This is a genomic window from Nonomuraea sp. CA-141351, from assembly GCF_050944675.1.
Taxonomy (GTDB): Bacteria; Actinomycetota; Actinomycetes; order Streptosporangiales; family Streptosporangiaceae; genus Nonomuraea.
On record NZ_CP191982.1, the window covers coordinates 8,854,761 to 8,871,038 of the forward strand.

Sequence of the window (16,278 nt, forward strand, 5' to 3'; positions counted from 1 at the left end):
TCCGCGATCATGCGCATTTCCCTCTTAGCGGGCATGGTCGCGGGCCTGGTCCTCTTCTCGGGGCCGGCCTGGGCGGCGTCAGGCATCGCGCAGGCCGGCCTGTCGGGGGCGACGGGCGGTCGCGTGGCCGTCCAGAAGTGCGCGATCCCGCAGATCCGCGAGGGGAGCGTCGCCTCCCTCAAGTCCTTCCACCGCGCGATGGCCGCATGCGCCGACCGCTTCTGGGCCGCCCGGTTCGCGGCCGCCGGGCTGACGTACACCTCGCCCGAGGTCACGATCACGACGGGGAGCGACTCGGTCTGCGGCAAGATCACCAGCAACGGCGCGCAATACTGCCCGGGGCAGCGCACGATCGTCATCCGCATCATGAAGCACGACCTGGGCGACCCGTTCAGGATGAACATCGCGCACTCGGTCGCCCACGAGTGGGGGCACCACGTGCAGCAGCTCATCGGGGTGCTGGACGCGCAGAACGCGCTGTACTGGCCCGCGTCGGACGGCGCCCGGGCTCTGCTGAGCCACCGGCTGGAGATGCAGGCCGAATGCTTCGCCGGCGTCTTCTACAGCGCCACCCTCGAGTCGATCAACCCCGGGATCGAGTGGGACGACTGGATCGATGCCGTGCGCAGGGCGGACGAGAGCAAGATCCACGGCAAGCCGCGCAACCTCGCCTTCTGGCAGGACCGCGGCTACCGCGGCGGCGCCACGGGCTTCTGCAACACGTGGACGGCCACCACGTCCAAGGTCACCTGACAGTCCGTTCGTACGAACCGCCCGCGCGGGCCAGGACCTCCAGGGGGTCGGCGAGGACGTGGGCGAAGGCCAGCTCGGCCGCGCCCACCAGGGTGGCGGCGTCCCCGAGTGACGACGTGCGCAACCGCAACCTCTCTCGCTGCGGCGCCATCGCGTGCAGGGCGAGCTGGGTACGCACCTGCGCCGCCGACCCGAGGTAGATCTCCCGCAGCATCCCTCCGAAGATCACCATTTCCGGGTTGAAGATGTTCACCAGGTTCGCCACGCCGAGCCCGAGCCAGTCGCCGACCTTGTTCAGCGCGTCCTGCGCCTCGATGTCGCCCCGGTCGGCGGCCTCGACCACGGCACGTACCGCGTCCCGCCCGTGCTGCCCGGGACCGACGCGGCCCGCGGCCTCCAGCAGGGCCCGCTCCCCCACCTCCGCCTCGAGGCACCCGTGCGAGCCGCAGCCGCAGGCGCGGCCCCCCGGGTTGACGACCATGTGGCCGACCTCGCCGCCGTAACCGTCGTGGCCGCCCAGCAGGTGGCCGCCCGCGATGATGCCGCCGCCGATGCCCACGTCGCCGTGCAGGTAGATGAGGTCCCTGACGGCGGCCCCGACGCCGCGGCTGTGCTCGGCGAGCGCGGCCAGATTGGCGTCGTTGCCCACGCTGACCGGCAGCCCCAGGCCCAGCCTGCGGCCCAGCTCCTCGCCGAACGGTGCCTCCTCGGCCATCAGGTTGGGCCCGAACCGCACCACCCCGTCGGCCTTGCGCACGCCGCCGGACACGGCCGCCGCCGCCCCGACGCAGACGGTGTCGTCCCGGGTCTTGCGCCGCATCTGCCTGGCGAAGCCGGCCAGCGCCCCCGTCAGCTCGTCCAGCTGGAACGGGCCACGCTCGCGTGCAGTGTCGCGGCGGTCGAGTATCACCCCGCCCAGCCCCACGCGCGCGACCGCGAGCCGGTCGGGGCCCACGTCGAAGGCGAACACGTAGACCCGCGCCGACTCGGGCCGCACCACGAGCGAGGGCCGTCCCGCGCGGCCCGTCTCACGGGGCAGTTCCTCGCGCACCAGCCCCGCCGCGGTGAGGTCGGAGGTCAGTGCCATGATCGTGCTGCGGTTGAGCCCCATCTTCGTGGTCAGCTCGGCACGCGAGATCGGCCCGCCCAGGTGGACATGGCGAAGCAGCGCGCCGAGATTGTGGCGCCTGATGTCCTCTTGGGAAGGGCCGGCACGCATCGTCTGGGGTTCCTTCAAGGGGGGCTGTGAGTCGCTGATCACCTTAGACCAGCGGCAGCAGCCCGCCTGCGAGCCAGGGCGTCCACCCCCGCGGCGAGCAGCAGTACAGACCCCGTGACCAGGTACTTCACACTGGCCCCATACCCCATCAGACCCATGCCGTTCTCGATCACCGCCACCACGGCGCCGCCGAGCACGGCGTCCAGCACCCTGCCCTTGCCGCCGAACAGGCTCGTGCCGCCGATGACCGCCGCGCCGACCGCGTACAGCAGGACGGAGCTGCCGCCCGTGTTGGGGTCGACGGAGCTGGCCCTCGACGCGGCGACGATCCCGCCGATCGCGGCCATCGAGGAGCAGATCACGAACGCGCTGATCTTGATCCTGTCGACCGGGATACCCGCCCTCCGTGCGGCCTCGGTGTTCCCGCCGACCGCGTAGAGGTGACGTCCGAACGCGGTACGGCGCAGCACCAGCGTCCACACGACCAGCAGCACCAGGATCACGGGCACCACGATCGGCACGCCCGTGAGCGAGACCAGCGCCGGGTTGCGGCTGCGCTCCAGGTTGAGCACGTAGACCGCGAGCCCGGCCAGCACCGCCAGCGCACCCACGCGGGCCGCGATCAGCGACAGCGGGTCGGCCACCAGCCCGCGCTTGGAACGCTTCCTGGCCCGGAGGAGCTGCACGGCGGCGAAGACCGCCACGCAGACCGCGTAGAGCGCCCAGCCGAGCCAGGGCGGCAGGTTCCTGTTCGCGACGGCGACGATCACGTTGTCCCTGATGGAGATGTTCGTGCCCTCCTGGACCAGCACCAGGACCAGGCCCTGGAAGGCCAGGAACGCGGCCAGCGTGACCACGAACGACGGGATGCCGACCTTGGCGACCAGTGTGCCGAGCACGGTGCCGATGACCACGCCGGTGACGATGGCGGCCAGCACGCACACGTACCAGGGCAGGCCCATGCTGGTGAGTGTGACGGCGAGCACCGCCGCGCACACGCCGCTGGCGAAGCCGGCGGACAGGTCGATCTCGCCGAGCAGCAGCACGAACACCAGGCCCATCGCGATCAGGGTGATCGCGGCGCCCTGGGTGAACAGGTTGGCGAAGTTGATGGAGGTGACGAAGGCGGGCCGCGCGATGGCGAAGACCGTGCAGAGCACGATCAGGCCCATCACGGCGGGCAGCGCGCCCATGTCCCCGCCGCGTACCCGCTCGACGTAGGCGAGGAAGCTGTTGCCGATCGACGGGGACTGCGTCGCGGCGGCGATGGCCTCGCCAGGGAGTTCCTTGACCTTGCTCATGGGGTGACCCCGTTCTTGAGGCCGAGTTCCCCGCTGCGGCCTGAGGTGATCAGTTCGACGACCTGGGCGTGCGTCACGTCGGCGGTCCTGACCTGGGCGGCCATCCTGCCGAGGTAGAGCGCCGCGATCCGGTCGGAGACGGCGAAGACGTCGTTCATGTTGTGCGAGATGAGGACGACGGCCAGGCCGGTGTCGGCCAGCCGGCGCACCAGCTCCAGGACCTGCGCGGTCTGGGCCACGCCCAGTGCCGCGGTCGGCTCGTCGAGGATGACGACCTTGCTGTTCCACAGCACGGCCTTGGCGATGGCCACGGTCTGCCGCTGCCCGCCGGACAGGCTGGAGACCAGTTGCCTGATGGACTTCACCGTGCGCACGGACAGGCTGCTGAGGGTCTGCGCGGCCAGTTCCTCCATGCTGTCCTCGTCGAGCAGGAGGCCGTTCTTGCGCTCCCTGCCGAGGAACATGTTCTGGACGATGTCGAGGTTGTCGCACAGGGCCAGGTCCTGGTACACGATCTCGATCCCGAGCTCGCCCGCGTCGCGCGGGCTGTGGACCTGCACCGGGCGCCCGTCGAAGAGGATCTCACCGCCGTCGATGGGATAGATGCCGCCGACGCACTTGACCAGGGTGGACTTGCCGGCGCCGTTGTCGCCGACCAGGGCCGTCACCTCGCCGGGGTACGCCGCGAACTCGACCTGGTGCAGGACCTTCACCGGGCCGAAGCTCTTGTCGATCCCGCGCACTTCAAGGAGGGGGGTCATGGGGCTCCCTAAGAGGGGGCACGGCCGGTCCGGCCGCGCCCCCTTCGGTGTTATTGAATGCCTGCCTCGGTGCACTTCTTGGCGAAGTCACCCGTGCACAGTTCCTCCTTGGTCACGTAGCCGTCGGCCACCACGTCCTTGACGTTGTCGAGGTAGATGGCCTGCGGCTCCATCAGTTCGGAGGGCACGTCCTGACCAGTCTCCGGGTCCTTGACGCTGCTGCTCGCCGTGGGCTTCTCGCCCTTGGCCAGCGCCACCGCGAGCTTGGCCGCGGCGTCGGCCTCCTTCTTGACGGCCTTGTAGACCGTCATGCACTGGTCGCCGGCGAGGATGTTCTGCAGGCCCTGGACGGTGGCGTCCTGGCCGGTGACGGGCACCTTGCCGTTGAGGTTGTTCTTCTTCAGCACGGTGATGGCGGCGTTGCCCAGGCCGTCGTTGGCGGCCAGCACGCCGGCGATCTTCGGCTGCTGGGTCAGCATCTGCTCGAAGATCGTGCCGGCCTGGGTGTTGTCCCAGTCGGGCACGGCCTGGTCGGGGCCCTTGACGTACTCGCCGGAGTCGAACTTCGGCTTGAGCACCCCGTCATAGCCGTTCTTGAACAGAGTGGCGTTGTTGTCGGTGGGAGAGCCGTTCAGGTAGGCCACGATGGGCTTGCTGGCCTTCTTGTCGGCCAGGCACTTGCTCAGGCCCTCGCCCTGCAACGTGCCGACCTTGGTGTTGTCGAAGCTGACGTAGTACGCGGCGCCGCCGCCGAGCGTCAGCCGGTCGTAGTCGATCGTGGCCACGCCCTGGGACTTGGCCTTGTCGATGACGGCCTTGCCGCTGCCGCTGTCCAGGTTAACGATCATCAGGACGGTGGCACCGTTGGTGACCATCTGGTCGGCGATGGTCTGGAACGCCGTCTTGTCGTTCTGGGCGTTCTGGATGTCGTACTGGACGCCGGCGGCCTTGAACGCCTCTTCGAGGTACTTGCGGTCCGCCGTCTCCCACCGGGCCGAGGACTTGCTGTCCGGCAGGATGACGCCGATCTTGCCGGCCTTCGCCGCTGAGGCTGAGGCCGAGGCTGACGAGGTCGACGCGTTGGTCTGACCGCTGTTGCCCCCGCAGGCGGTGAGACCGAGGGCGAGCACGGCTGCCGCGGCGGTCAGGCTGAGGATCCCCTTGCGCATGGTGCAGGGTCCTTTCTTCCGGAGGGGCCCGGATGAATGTTGTTTGCGGCAACGTATTCCGGGATAGCCTGCTTTGGAAGACCCTGCCGGTCGGGAGTTTGTTGTTTCGGGTAACAATCCAGAAACGCCACCTCAATCTTCCCGACTTCCGCTCTGTGACTGAGCGCTTCAGTTGGCCATTTCGCGCTTGAGATGGGCACTCGGTGCTTCGGCGCGCGTCTGCGGTCAGTACACGCTCGGTGTGACCAGTCAGCGCAGTGCCGCCGCGAAGACAAGGCGGTTGGCACTGGTGCAGGCGTGCTCGCGTTCGGACCATGCGATGCGGGAGGTGATCTGTTCGGGACTGGCCAGACGGTGGCCGGAGTCGGTCGGGCGTTCTGCCCACCAGCGGGCGTTGCGGGATTGGCGGTCGAGGATCGCATCAAGGACGGCAGCACGGCGCGCGGCGGTGAGTCCGTAGGCGCCGGCGAGCACCCGTACCTGGGCGCCTTGCGCGGTGGCCGGCGGCGCGGTGGTCTTGGAGGAGACGCACCACGTCCAGGCCATGTAGCCGCGGCCGTTGCTTTGCTGGCGTCACCATGTCCATGATCTGGAGGAGCTCGACCAAGCAGGTCCGGTTAGCCGCGCTGTTCCAGTTCCGGCGGGGACGCGATCTTGCCGGGCAGACGCAGGACGAACCGCGCGCCGCGGGTGCTGTCCTCCACGGCCAGGGTGCCGCCGTGGGCTTCGGCGATCTGCCGGGCGATCGGCAACCCGAGCCCGGTGCCGCCAGGGTCTCTGACCCGGGATGCCTCCAGCCGCGCGAAGCGTTCGAAGATGATCTCTCGCTGCTCAGGGGCTATGCCCTCGCCGTCGTCACACACCTCCAGCACCGCCGTACCGGAGCAGAACTCCAGGGTCACGGTGATGAGGGAGGCGGCGTGTCGTTCGGCGTTGTCCAGCAGGTTGTTCAGCAGTCTGGTCAGCCCGATCCGCTCACCGTTCACGATCACCGCGGGGGTGAGACGATGGCGTACGGCGACCCTGCGCGGGAGCCGGTCCAACTCACATCGCACCAGATCGGTCAGGCTGATCGCCTCACGACGGCCGGTCACACCCGCGTCCAGCCGGGCGACCTGCAACAAGTCGCCGACCAGATCTTGCATTCGCTCCACGCTCTCGAGCAGCGCGTTCGCGGTGCCCGGCCAGTCGCTCTGCTCGGGACACATCAGCACCTCCTCGATCCGCGTTCGCATGGCGGTCAACGGGTTACGCAGGTCGTGGGAGGCATCAGAGGCAAAGCGGAGCTGCTGTTCGACCGCCGACTGGGCCCGGTCCAACGTCCGGTTCGCGATCTCGGCGAGATCCCGCAGCTCGTCTCGGTGACTGGGTACCGGCACCCGATGTCCCAGGTCGCTGGCCGTGATCTGGGCGAGTTTCCCGCTGATGGCCTGCACAGGCTCCAAAGCCTTGCCCACGATCCGGTAGCTGCTCACGGCCGTAGCCCCCACGAGCAGCAGCCAGCCGCCAGCCACCGCCGCCAGCAACCCGGGCCCGACGTACCAGGGAACATCAGGGACAGCCATGTCGACTTGCCAGACACCGTCGTAGCGGTGGAAGGGATAGGCCAGCACGATCATGCACCGCCCGGGAAACACCGGCCCGTCGCACGAGCGGGCGGTGGCGAACGCATCGGGATCGGGATGCAACGTGGTCATCGGCGGCCTGTGCGCCATGTCCGGCGTGGCCGCCACCATGGTTCCGGTTGGGTTGAACAATTGAATCGCCCGCCCCGAGCTGACCGGCGCCAGATCAGGCGTTCTCGTGTGCCTGCGTGCCTGACTACCCAGGGCCACAACTTGGGCAAAGAGGTGATCCGTGCGGTCGTGGACGGCATCATGCCGTGCCTTCACCAGGATGAATGCCGCGATGGCGGTGCAGAGTAGCGCCACGACGACGCTGGTGATCAGGGCCAGGCGGGTCCGGATCGAGCAACGATCCCAGCGGTTGACCTTGATCACCCCCCGTGATCAAGAGTGTGGCGCCATTTCCCCTATCGAAGGGTTACCAGAGCAGGACAGAGTCACAACCAGGATGTGGCAAACGTTAAGCCCCTTTTGAACTTGGCGATGCGGGTCAGGGTAGATCGCAGAGTGGACCATGGGCGGCCGGACCGCCCCGGTGAGTTTCCGGCACCGGCCGACAGGTCGGGAGGCGAAGCCGAACGGCGCCGATGTCGCGCCCTCCTACCTCCGTTCGACCTTCCAGGCCCTGGTGATGGTCTGGTCGATCGAGTTACCGGCGGTCGTAACCGGAGCCTTCGTCGCTGAGTATCTTCGCGACCACCAGCTCCGCATCCGGCGCCACACCCCGGTACTTGCCGCCGGACGCCGCACCGGACCGCGCCGCGATCGACGCGACGTGCGTGCCGTGCCCGTTGCCGTCCTTCGCGGAGGAGGAGCCGGCGACGAAGCTCTGTGATGCCGCGATCCGTCCGGCGAAGTCGGGGTGGTTCGGGTCGATACCGGTGTCCACCACACCGATCTTCACGCCCTTGCCGGTCAGGCCGTGCCGTCCGACGCGCGGATCGCGTACGCGTTGCCGTTCGCGCTGCCAATGTACACCCGGCCGCCCGCCACCACGGGGGCGGTGCCGAGGTCGCCGCCGGTCTGGAAGCTCCACCGGCGGGTGCCGGTCGCGGCGTCGAGGGCGTGCAACTGGCCGTCGCCGGCCGCGGCGTACAGTGCGTCCCCCACCACGACGGGGCGGGACACGTCGGAGAACCCGAAGGCGGCCTCGCCGCCGAGGGGGAAGCTCCACCGGGTCTCGCCCGTGGCGGCGTCCAGGGCGTGGAGCCGGACCCCGACGAGTGTCACGTACACGTCACCGCGGACGACCGTGAAGGCGCACTGCGCCGGGCTGCCGCCGGCCTTGAAAGTCCACTGTCGCTCGCCCGTGGCCGCGTCGAGCTTGTGCAGCACTCCCCTGTCGCCCACGTAGACGGCCCCGCCGCTCACCTGCGGGCGGGTGTAGAGCGGGACGCCGGTCTCGAAGCTCCACTTGGGCCTGCCGGTGATCCGGTCCAGCGCGTGGAGCCGGCCGTCCTCCTGGGAGGCGACGTAGACAGTGTCGGCGGTCGTGGCCACGCCCGCGATGCCTGTGCGCCCGTCGACGCGGAAACGCCAGCGGCGTTCGCCCGAGCCGGCGTCCAGCGCCACCACACCATCGGCGCCGGCGGCATAGACGAGGTCACCTGCCGCATGCGGGATGACATCGCGGAAGAAGCCGATCGTCCTGGCACGCCATCGCGTCCGGCCGGAGGCGGCGTCCAGGGCGATGAGCAGCCCGCGGTCGGTCGCGGCGTACACCGTGCGCCTGTCGACCGCGAGCCCGCTCGTCCCTATGGCCCTGCGACTCCACCGCGTCCGGCCGCGGGCTGCATCCAGCGCGACGATCCGGCCCCAGGTGGCGGCGTACATGGTTCCGCCGACTCGGATCGGGCCATCCGTGACCATGTCGCCGATCTGGTGACTCCATCGCAGGGCGCCGGAAGCGGCGTCCAGCGCGTACACCTTGCCGTCGTCGCTGCCCGCGTACACGATGCCACCCGCCACCACCAGCTGGCGGAATCCGGCGTCGGCGGGGAAGCTCCATCCGGCCGGGCGGGCGGCGCGCGGGCCGTCGTCGGTAACGACGGCTCCCGGCTCGTAGCGGGCCAGCAGGTTTCTCTGGAGCGGTGGAGTGAGCAGCCGGATGGCCCGGCGTGAGGAGGACCGCAGAAGAACCAGGGCCGGGCCCACGGTGACGATGGACTCGCTCATCATCCCGCTGGGCGTGCGGGGTAGCGTCTGCGACAGGGCGTACGGGGTCTCGGTGGTGGGGTCGTACCTGCCGGTGTGCTTGACGTGGCGGACCATGGCGGCGAAGACTTCCCTCGCGGCGGCCGGCGTGGAGAACACCCAGGCGACCGAGACGGACACGACCGCTCCCTCGTCCGTCTGCGGTATCCAGTCGCAGTCGGCCGGCTTCGGCGTCGGCGCTCCCGCCACGGTCCGTCGCACGGGGCCGGGACGGTAGCCGCCGCCAAGGGCGCCCAGCGCGCGCTCGCCCAGGAGGGCACAGGCGTCCGGCCAGTCGGACAGGGGGACTCCGCCAGGCGGGGCGGGGTCACCGGACAGCCCGTAGACCAGCGTGTACGCGAAGATCCGACCGGCCTGGTCGTGGACGAAGGCCATGTCGCCGGTCGTGCCCACCAGGATGGGGTTGAGGGCGGGCAAGGCGACGGGCAACGCGCGGATTCGGCCTGTGACCGCTTCCAGGGACATCAGGAAGTTGGGCATCGCCAACTTGCCGCTGGTCAGGAGATTCCCGTCACGACCGAGCTCCGGGTAGGCGCCGACCCGGAGGGGGCGGCTCCATCGCTCCGGTTGCGCGGCCCCGGCGGCCGGAGGGCGTTCAAGGGCCGCGCGCGCGGTGGACACCAGCCGACCGTCCGGTGCGAAGAACGACTCCACGCCTCCGCCCATGACGTCCAGGTACCCGTCGTCGCCCGCCACCAGCCAGGGCGGGTCGGCGGCCTGCCCGGACGGCCGCAGCGAGCGCGTCCAGTCGGGGAGCAGGGTGTGCGGGTTCACGGAGGCGAGTTCGATCCTGCCCGCGCAGTCACTGAGCAGCGCGACCGACCGGGCGGAGGCGGCGCCGCGCAGCAGGCAGTCGCGTGGGCGGACCGTCCGCGCCGTGATCCTGCCGGTGCGGAGGTCGAGCGAGGTGAATGTGTAGGGGCCGACCGGCCGGTCGATGAAGGTGACGCCTCGTTCGGTCACCATGATCGTCGGGCCGAGGTAGCGGGGGGCGCCCTCCACGAACTCGACCTGCTCGACGGTGACCGTTCTACGCCACAGCAGGGTCCCGTCTGCCAGCTCGTAGCCGGACAGCTGGTGGCCGGCTCCTCCGGTCGCCTGTCTCGCCACGACTATCGTCCCGGCCGCGACCCACACACCGGCGGCGGGGACGGTATCGGCGGGAATGCTGTACCGCCGCCTGCCGGTCCGCGGGTCGTGGACAGCCACCGTCCCCTTCGGCGTCGCCACGGCCAGGCCCGCCTCCGACACCCCATAGCGCGGGTTCCCGAGTACGAGTGGGTCCTCCTCCTGGTCGGGCATGGACCAGGCGGTCCGCCAGGCGACGGGCGCCCACGGCAGGCGCGGCGCGTCCGCTGCCACGACCGGGCAGGCGGCCAGTGCCAGGAGGATCGCGAGGACGCGCAGACCGCGCGCGGTCAGCATGTCTTCCGCTTCGGGAACAACTCGCACACCTCGGCCTCCGGCATCGGCGCCCACCCGCCCAGCGATGACGTGGTGTAGAAGGAGCGGTAGCTCTCGCCCCCGCCGGTCAGCCGGAACGGGCCCCCGCCCGGTCCGTTGATCACGAGTTGCTCGGTCCTCTCCTCCGCCAGCACAGTGGCGAGGAGGTCGAACTCGTAGTACGCCGCCGTGCCGCTGATCGTCATACTCAGCGTGACGCGCTCGCCCCTCTTCAAGTCGATCTGCTTCGTGGAGAAGTACCGGACGCCGGGATCCTTGGCGGTCATGAAACGGGGTGCCGCCTTGTCGAGGTCCGCGCGGAGTTCCACGGTGCCGGTCTCGCCGCCCCTGGCGGCTTCCAGATACGCGCCGTCCGACACGGATCTACGCGCGACAATGCGGGGCTTCAGATCGACGATGCGCAGGCTCTTGCGATTTCCCACGAGGACGACCGTGATATTCATCCGGTCAATGGCGGCGGCCTGGTGGCGGGTCAGCAATGCCTGCCGTTCTTCGTCCGCCGAATGGGCGCCGAGGAGAATTCTCCGGCCTTCCGGATCCGTCACCGGCTCTCTTAAGGCGATGTCCCGTTCGTCGGTGTCCACGGCCACGTGGCCGATCGTGACGGGCGGAGCTCCTCTGATCTGGTCGATCGCATCCGTGCCACGGGAATTGAACCAGGCGGTGAACACCACCCCGATGGCCGCGACGAGCACCGCGCTGACGACTCCGGCCACCCACGTGCGCGCCGCTTTCCATCGTGCGTCTTCGGGCTTCTCCGCTGCGCGCGGCCCACTCTCACCGGCTCGGCTCTTCTTTCCGGTCTTGTCTTTTCGGCCATTTCTCATAGTGCGATGTCCCCCAGCCGGAAAACGCGAGCAGGGTGAGCACGAATGGGCCGATCATAACGTCGCGCGCCCGGGCGGAGACTTGATTCCGGAAAGAAATCATCCCCTCCCGCGCGGCCAGGTGGGCGCTAATGGTCCTTGCCGGCGAAGGTCACCTCTGTGATCAGACGGTTAACCGACATTAGCGATCACGCTCTGTACGAGCAGCGCCATGGCGGAGGCGGCGGCCACCGTGAGCACGGCCCCCCGCACCTTGCCTCCGTCGAGATACCGCCGCAGCCGCCCCGACACCAGGAAGCCGAGCACCATGGGCACGATCAACCCGGCCCCCGTCAACAACGCCCGGGCCGGCAGTTCGTCCACGACCGCGAGGATGACCAGCGACTGGACGGCGCTCAGGAAGAAGTACATCGCCAGCGTCGCCCTGATCTGCGGCCCCTTGGCGTGCTGGTACACGAGACCCATGGGCGGCCCGCCGATGCCGGTGGCCGTCCCGGTGATCCCCGAGACGAATCCGGCCGAGGCGACCGTCAGGCCGTTGCGCGGCACGCTCAGCGCCCTCGCCGTAAGCGCCACGGCGATGAGCACCATGACGGCCACGAAGGCACCCCTGATGTATACGGAAACGTAGACGACAATGACTGCACCGATGACGCTTCCGGGCAACCTTCCCAGCACCGCGAACCCGAGCCCGCGCCAGTCCACAGTCCGCCATTCGACGGCCAGCGTGAACAGCGGCAGCGTCACGTTGACGACCTGGATGGCGCCGGGCATGAGGTCGGGGCCGAGCATGGTGAGCACGGGGGCGGCGACTAGCCCGAGGCCGAAACCCACGCCACCTTGGACAATCGCTCCGACGAAGACCGCCAGACCGCCAACAATCAGTACTAATGCCGCATCAGTCATGGAGGATAGTCAATCATCTTTACTCTCCGTTGCCATTTCTACTGCGAGAGTGATCGAGCGGGTGTAGTGTCCTCTCACGACGCCGACGTAGTGTCTGGAGCATGGCCATGAGACCTAAAGCTGCTGGGACGTCGATACGCGTCAGCATGAAGACCCGGGATCGTCTAGCCGCAATCGCCCGCAAGGAGGGCCGAGCCATGACCGAGGTGCTGAACGACGCCATCGCCGACTACGAGCAGAAGCTGTTCTGGGAAACCCTCAACGAGCAGATCGAGCGGACCCAGCGCGAAGACCCCGAGGGCTGGGCTGAATACCTCGCCGAGCGCGAGGCCTGGCTGGGGCCACGACCCCGTTCCCGCCGGATCGCGCCGGAGTGGGAGGGACTGATCACATTCCCTGAGGAGAAGGATGAAACTAGCCCAAGGTGAGATCTGGTTCACGCAGTTCGACCACAATCCGGTCGGCCGCGAGCAAGGCTTCGACCGCCCGGCCATGATCCTCAGCAGCGACCGGTTCAACCGATCGAAGCTGGGGCTCATCTTCGCGGTGCCGCTGACCAGCCGCGAGCGCGGATACCCCTCACATATCCGCATCGACCGAAATGGCACCGGGCTAGCCAGGACGAGCTGGGCGATGATCGAGCAAGTGCGCGCGATCTCACCCGACAGGCTCGACTTCTTTATCGGCAACGTGCCCGACGACGTTGTCGCAGAAGCGATCACCGCGCTCAATCGGATGCTATGAAGTTTGCCGCCCGGCGAAATAACGGTTCGCCGGGTGGCACCTCCATCGTGCCACACCGCCGCTGATCGTTAGGCTGCCCTCCGTGCAGTTCCTCCCGCTCAAGCGCGCTCTGGCCCTCGTCTCGATCCTCGCGACCGTCTGCGTACCCGCCCAGGTCGCCCACGCCGCCCCCGTCAAGAGCCCGTTCTCCAAGAAGGCCGGGAAGCTGGGCGACACGGCCTGTCCCGAGACGGCGATCACCTACGGAGGGATCCCGCGGACGCGGCAGTACCTCGAGGCAGTCGTGAAATGTCTGGATAAGTCGTGGGCCGCGTACTTCGAGCGGGCCGGGTGGGCGTTCCACAAGCCCGTCGTGCGGTACTACGAGGAGCCCGAGAGCACCGTGTGCGGGGTGCCGTGGCCCGAGTACGCGGCCGCCTTCTACTGCACCGAGCGCGGCACCCTGGTGTTCCCGCTCACCGGCGGGTGGATCGAGAACCGGACCGACCTCTACCCGTTCAAGGTGGCCGCCCACGAGTACGGGCATCACCTGCAGAGCCAGCTCGGCGTCTGGCGGTCGTACAAGGCCAGGGTGCGCAGCGATCGCCAGGGCGAGCTGAAGCGGCGCTACGAGCTGCAGGCCGACTGCCTGTCCGGAGTGTTCCTCGGCAGCGTGTGGGACTCGCTCGGCCGCACCGAGCGGGACTGGGCGGCGCTGCTCGACGCGACCCGGGCCAGCGGCGGCGAGGACGGCTACCGCAGCCACGGCAAGGGCGCCACCCGCGTCTACTGGCTCAAGCGCGGCTACCGGGCCGTCTCCCCCTCCGCCTGCGACACCTGGTCGGCCCCCGCCTCCAAGGTGGCCTGAGCGTTGAGGCGGAGCTCCATACCGTCCAGGATCAGCTGCAGCCCGCCCTCGAACGCCCGATCGCCCTGCGGGTCGCCCACCTCTGCCATGCCGGCCATGAGCCGCGGATAGGCCGCCTGGAACTCCTCCATGTCCGGCATGGCGTGCTCCGGGTCCGTACGCGTCCTGTCGGCCTGCTCCTCCAGCACGAACCCGGCCACGTACCCGGCGACCGTGGACAGGCCACGCATCGCGTCCCCGGCCGTGAACCCCGCCGACTCAAGCCCCGCCACCACCCGCTCCACCGCCGCGAAGAGCTCGGGCGATGGCCGCGTGCCCGCCACGAGCCTGGCCCCGTCACGGTAGGAGTTGAGCATCGCGCGGTCGGTGTGTGCGTAGTCGGCGACCCACTCTCGCCACTTGCCCGGCTCCGTCAGCCGAGGACGGGACTTGTGCCCGGACATCAGCTCCGCCGCCATCGCGTCCAGCAGCTGCTGCTTGTTCTTGAAGTGCCAGTAGAGCGCCGGGGCCTGCACGCCCAGCTCCGCGGCCAGGCGCCGCAGCGTCAGCCCATCCAACCCGACGTCGTCCAGCAGCCGCAGCGCGGTCGCGACGATGGTGCCTTTTTCGAGTGCCACGGTTGACAGCTTAACAACGTTCAATGCATCCTTAACGCTGTTAGATTTAACAGCGTTAAGGAGGTGCGTCGCGATGATCTACGCGGAAGGGTTACGGAAGCGGTACGCGGCCACGGAGGCACTCAAGGGCATCGACCTCGAGGTCCCCGCGGGCACGGTCTGCGGGTTGCTCGGGCCGAACGGGGCGGGCAAGACCACCGCCGTACGCATTCTCACCACGCTCCTGCGTCCGGACGCGGGACGGGCCGAGGTCGCCGGGCTGGACGTGGTACGCGACGCGGCCCAGCTGCGCTTCAAAATCGGCCTGGCCGGGCAGCACGCGGCGGTGGACGAGCTGCTGACCGGGCGGCGCAACCTGGAGCTGTTCGGGCGGCTCTATCACCTGCCCAGGGCTGAGGCGCGGCACAGGGCGGACGAGCTGCTGGAGCGGTTCGGCCTGGCGGAGACGGCGCGGCGGCCGGTCAAGGAGTACTCCGGGGGCATGCGGCGCCGGCTCGACCTGGCGGCGAGCCTGATCGTCTCGCCGCCGGTGCTGTTCATGGACGAGCCCACCACCGGGCTCGATCCGCGCAGCCGGCTGCAGCTGTGGGACCTGCTGCGCGACCTGGTGAAGGAGGGCACCACCCTGCTGCTGACCACGCAGTACCTGGACGAGGCCGACCAGCTGGCGGACCAGATCGTGGTCCTGAGGGAGGGCGTGGTGGCCGCCGCGGGCTCGCCCGCCGAGCTGAAGCGGACGGTAGGGGGCGATCGCGTCCAGGTCGTCTTCCGGGAGCCGGGGGACGTGGACGCGGGGCTGCGGCTGCTCCGGCACGCCGGGTCGCCGGACATCGAGAGCGCCGAGGGGCGGCAGGTGACCGTTCCCGCGGCCGACGGCGCGCAGTCGCTCATCCGCATCGCCGGCGCGCTGGACGCGGCCGGCATCCCCGTGGAGGACCTGGCGCTGCGGCGGCCCACCCTCGACGAGGTCTTCCTCCGTCTGACGGCCTGAAAGGAGCCCCTCGATGTACGAGACCTTGCGCTGGACCCTGCTGGACTCCCTCACGATCGCGGGCCGCACCTACTCGCGGCTGAAGGCCCAGCCGGTCGAGATCGCCAGCTTCCTGGTGTTCCCCGTGATCATGACCGTGCTGTTCGGCTACGTCTTCGGCAGCGCGATCACCCTGCCCAGCGGCGGCGACTACCGCAACTACCTCATGCCCGGCATCTTCATGCAGGTCATGGCCATGACCGCGACCTCCGCCGCCACCACCGTGGGCGAGGACATGGCGCGCGGGATCATCGACAGGTTCCGCGCCCAGCCCATCGCCCGCAGCGCCGTGCTGGTCGGCCGCAGTGTGGCCGACCTGTCGATGCACCTGCTGTCGCTGGCCGCGATGGTGCTGGCCGGAGTCCTGATCGCCGGGTGGCGGGCGCACGGGAGCCTCGGGGCGACGGTGGCGGCGTTCGGGCTGTTGGCGCTGTTCGGGTTCGCGATGATCTGGGTGGGCACGTACATCGGCCTGTGGATCAAGAGCGGCGCGCAGGCGGACGCGGCCACGTTCGGCTGGTTGTTCCCGATGACGTTCCTGGCCAACACGTTCGTCCCCACCGAGGGGCTACCGGTCTGGCTCAAGCCCGTCGCCGACTGGAACCCCATGAGCGCCGTCGTGGCCGCGACCCGCGGCCTCTTCGGCAACCCCACCTCGGTCTCCTCCGCCTGGCCGCTCCAGCACCCGGTGGCGGCGAGCCTGATCTGGTCGGTGGCGATCCTCGTGGTGTTCCTGCCGCTGGCCATCCACCGCTACCGGACGATGTCACGATGACGAAGAGCCGCCCGGCGGGGGGTGTC

The 16,278-nt window shown here is 69.3% G+C and carries 17 protein-coding genes; 6 read left to right on the forward strand and 11 right to left on the reverse strand.

Features of this window, described 5'->3' with window-relative positions; translation table 11 throughout:
- Nucleotides 1–9: 9 nt before the first annotated feature.
- Nucleotides 10–753: a neutral zinc metallopeptidase gene (locus ACQPWU_RS41705; RefSeq protein WP_433431189.1), complete on the forward strand. Its 744-nt coding sequence runs from the start codon at nucleotides 10–12 to the stop codon at nucleotides 751–753.
- Here the strand turns inward: ACQPWU_RS41705 and ACQPWU_RS41710 are convergent.
- The 10 genes from ACQPWU_RS41710 to ACQPWU_RS41755 form a co-directional block, all read right to left on the reverse strand.
- Nucleotides 746–1,972, reverse strand: a complete 1,227-nt coding sequence (locus tag ACQPWU_RS41710; RefSeq protein WP_433431190.1) for an ROK family transcriptional regulator — start codon at nucleotides 1,970–1,972, stop codon at nucleotides 746–748. The two genes, ACQPWU_RS41705 and ACQPWU_RS41710, sit on opposite strands and share 8 nt — an antisense overlap.
- 38 nt (nucleotides 1,973–2,010) lie before the next feature.
- Nucleotides 2,011–3,273, reverse strand: a complete 1,263-nt coding sequence (locus ACQPWU_RS41715) for a sugar ABC transporter permease (RefSeq protein WP_433431191.1) — start codon at nucleotides 3,271–3,273, stop codon at nucleotides 2,011–2,013.
- The gene (locus ACQPWU_RS41720; RefSeq protein ID WP_360688820.1) at nucleotides 3,270–4,034 is read right to left on the reverse strand and encodes an ATP-binding cassette domain-containing protein; all 765 of its coding nucleotides are present in this window, start codon (nucleotides 4,032–4,034) and stop codon (nucleotides 3,270–3,272) included. Before ACQPWU_RS41720 ends, ACQPWU_RS41715 begins: the two co-directional genes overlap by 4 nt.
- Before the next feature lie 50 nt (nucleotides 4,035–4,084).
- Nucleotides 4,085–5,203 (reverse strand): sugar ABC transporter substrate-binding protein, encoded by a 1,119-nt coding sequence (locus ACQPWU_RS41725; protein ID WP_360688822.1) that lies wholly within the window; start codon nucleotides 5,201–5,203, stop codon nucleotides 4,085–4,087.
- Nucleotides 5,204–5,452: 249 nt separating this feature from the next.
- Nucleotides 5,453–5,749: a hypothetical protein gene (locus ACQPWU_RS41730; RefSeq protein ID WP_433431192.1), complete on the reverse strand. Its 297-nt coding sequence runs from the start codon at nucleotides 5,747–5,749 to the stop codon at nucleotides 5,453–5,455.
- Nucleotides 5,750–5,820: 71 nt separating this feature from the next.
- Entirely contained in the window at nucleotides 5,821–6,900 is a 1,080-nt protein-coding gene (locus tag ACQPWU_RS41735; protein ID WP_433431193.1) for a sensor histidine kinase, read from the reverse strand.
- 577 nt (nucleotides 6,901–7,477) lie between these two features.
- A complete protein-coding gene (locus tag ACQPWU_RS41740; RefSeq protein ID WP_433431194.1) occupies nucleotides 7,478–7,732 on the reverse strand; it encodes a S8 family serine peptidase in 255 nt (84 codons plus the stop codon).
- Nucleotides 7,733–7,743: 11 nt separating this feature from the next.
- A complete protein-coding gene (locus tag ACQPWU_RS41745) occupies nucleotides 7,744–10,467 on the reverse strand; it encodes a PQQ-binding-like beta-propeller repeat protein (protein WP_433431195.1) in 2,724 nt (907 codons plus the stop codon).
- The gene (locus ACQPWU_RS41750; RefSeq protein WP_433431196.1) at nucleotides 10,461–11,222 is read right to left on the reverse strand and encodes a hypothetical protein; all 762 of its coding nucleotides are present in this window, start codon (nucleotides 11,220–11,222) and stop codon (nucleotides 10,461–10,463) included. The genes ACQPWU_RS41745 and ACQPWU_RS41750 overlap by 7 nt, the downstream gene beginning before the upstream one ends.
- A gap of 282 nt (nucleotides 11,223–11,504) precedes the next feature.
- Complete coding sequence (locus tag ACQPWU_RS41755; RefSeq protein WP_433431197.1) at nucleotides 11,505–12,239, reverse strand: sulfite exporter TauE/SafE family protein; 735 nt, start codon at nucleotides 12,237–12,239, stop codon at nucleotides 11,505–11,507.
- 197 nt (nucleotides 12,240–12,436) lie between these two features.
- Here ACQPWU_RS41755 and ACQPWU_RS41760 point away from each other — a divergent pair, with 197 nt between their 5' ends.
- From ACQPWU_RS41760 to ACQPWU_RS41770, 3 genes are all read left to right on the forward strand, one after another.
- Complete coding sequence (locus tag ACQPWU_RS41760; protein WP_360706209.1) at nucleotides 12,437–12,667, forward strand: hypothetical protein; 231 nt, start codon at nucleotides 12,437–12,439, stop codon at nucleotides 12,665–12,667.
- On the forward strand, nucleotides 12,648–12,983 hold the full coding sequence (locus ACQPWU_RS41765; protein WP_360706212.1) for a type II toxin-antitoxin system PemK/MazF family toxin: 336 nt from the start codon (nucleotides 12,648–12,650) through the stop codon (nucleotides 12,981–12,983). Before ACQPWU_RS41760 ends, ACQPWU_RS41765 begins: the two co-directional genes overlap by 20 nt.
- 82 nt (nucleotides 12,984–13,065) lie before the next feature.
- Entirely contained in the window at nucleotides 13,066–13,830 is a 765-nt protein-coding gene (locus ACQPWU_RS41770; protein ID WP_433431198.1) for a neutral zinc metallopeptidase, read from the forward strand.
- Here the strand turns inward: ACQPWU_RS41770 and ACQPWU_RS41775 are convergent.
- Nucleotides 13,767–14,447 (reverse strand): TetR/AcrR family transcriptional regulator C-terminal domain-containing protein, encoded by a 681-nt coding sequence (locus ACQPWU_RS41775; protein ID WP_433431199.1) that lies wholly within the window; start codon nucleotides 14,445–14,447, stop codon nucleotides 13,767–13,769. The genes ACQPWU_RS41770 and ACQPWU_RS41775 overlap by 64 nt on opposite strands.
- A gap of 73 nt (nucleotides 14,448–14,520) precedes the next feature.
- On the opposite strand from ACQPWU_RS41775, the gene ACQPWU_RS41780 reads away from it, so the two are divergent.
- Both ACQPWU_RS41780 and ACQPWU_RS41785 read left to right on the forward strand, forming a co-directional pair.
- The gene (locus ACQPWU_RS41780) at nucleotides 14,521–15,438 is read left to right on the forward strand and encodes an ATP-binding cassette domain-containing protein (RefSeq protein WP_433431200.1); all 918 of its coding nucleotides are present in this window, start codon (nucleotides 14,521–14,523) and stop codon (nucleotides 15,436–15,438) included.
- A gap of 13 nt (nucleotides 15,439–15,451) precedes the next feature.
- Nucleotides 15,452–16,252, forward strand: coding sequence for an ABC transporter permease (locus ACQPWU_RS41785; protein ID WP_433431201.1), 801 nt, complete (start codon nucleotides 15,452–15,454; stop codon nucleotides 16,250–16,252).
- Nucleotides 16,253–16,278: the final 26 nt, after the last annotated feature.

What these genes read in the sequence shown, in the direction of transcription:
- ACQPWU_RS41715 (WP_433431191.1), bottom strand. Translation starts at nt 3,273, where the DNA reads ATGAGCAAGGTCAAGGAACTCCCTGGCGAGGCCATCGCCGCCGCGACG.
- ACQPWU_RS41730 (WP_433431192.1), bottom strand. Translation starts at nt 5,749, where the DNA reads ATGGCCTGGACGTGGTGCGTCTCCTCCAAGACCACCGCGCCGCCGGCC.
- ACQPWU_RS41725 (WP_360688822.1), bottom strand. Translation starts at nt 5,203, where the DNA reads ATGCGCAAGGGGATCCTCAGCCTGACCGCCGCGGCAGCCGTGCTCGCC.
- ACQPWU_RS41745 (WP_433431195.1), bottom strand. Translation starts at nt 10,467, where the DNA reads ATGCTGACCGCGCGCGGTCTGCGCGTCCTCGCGATCCTCCTGGCACTG.
- ACQPWU_RS41705 (WP_433431189.1), top strand. Translation starts at nt 10, where the DNA reads ATGCGCATTTCCCTCTTAGCGGGCATGGTCGCGGGCCTGGTCCTCTTC.
- ACQPWU_RS41735 (WP_433431193.1), bottom strand. Translation starts at nt 6,900, where the DNA reads ATGACCACGTTGCATCCCGATCCCGATGCGTTCGCCACCGCCCGCTCG.
- ACQPWU_RS41760 (WP_360706209.1), top strand. Translation starts at nt 12,437, where the DNA reads ATGACCGAGGTGCTGAACGACGCCATCGCCGACTACGAGCAGAAGCTG.
- ACQPWU_RS41755 (WP_433431197.1), bottom strand. Translation starts at nt 12,239, where the DNA reads ATGACTGATGCGGCATTAGTACTGATTGTTGGCGGTCTGGCGGTCTTC.
- ACQPWU_RS41765 (WP_360706212.1), top strand. Translation starts at nt 12,648, where the DNA reads ATGAAACTAGCCCAAGGTGAGATCTGGTTCACGCAGTTCGACCACAAT.
- ACQPWU_RS41785 (WP_433431201.1), top strand. Translation starts at nt 15,452, where the DNA reads ATGTACGAGACCTTGCGCTGGACCCTGCTGGACTCCCTCACGATCGCG.
- ACQPWU_RS41780 (WP_433431200.1), top strand. Translation starts at nt 14,521, where the DNA reads ATGATCTACGCGGAAGGGTTACGGAAGCGGTACGCGGCCACGGAGGCA.
- ACQPWU_RS41710 (WP_433431190.1), bottom strand. Translation starts at nt 1,972, where the DNA reads ATGCGTGCCGGCCCTTCCCAAGAGGACATCAGGCGCCACAATCTCGGC.
- ACQPWU_RS41720 (WP_360688820.1), bottom strand. Translation starts at nt 4,034, where the DNA reads ATGACCCCCCTCCTTGAAGTGCGCGGGATCGACAAGAGCTTCGGCCCG.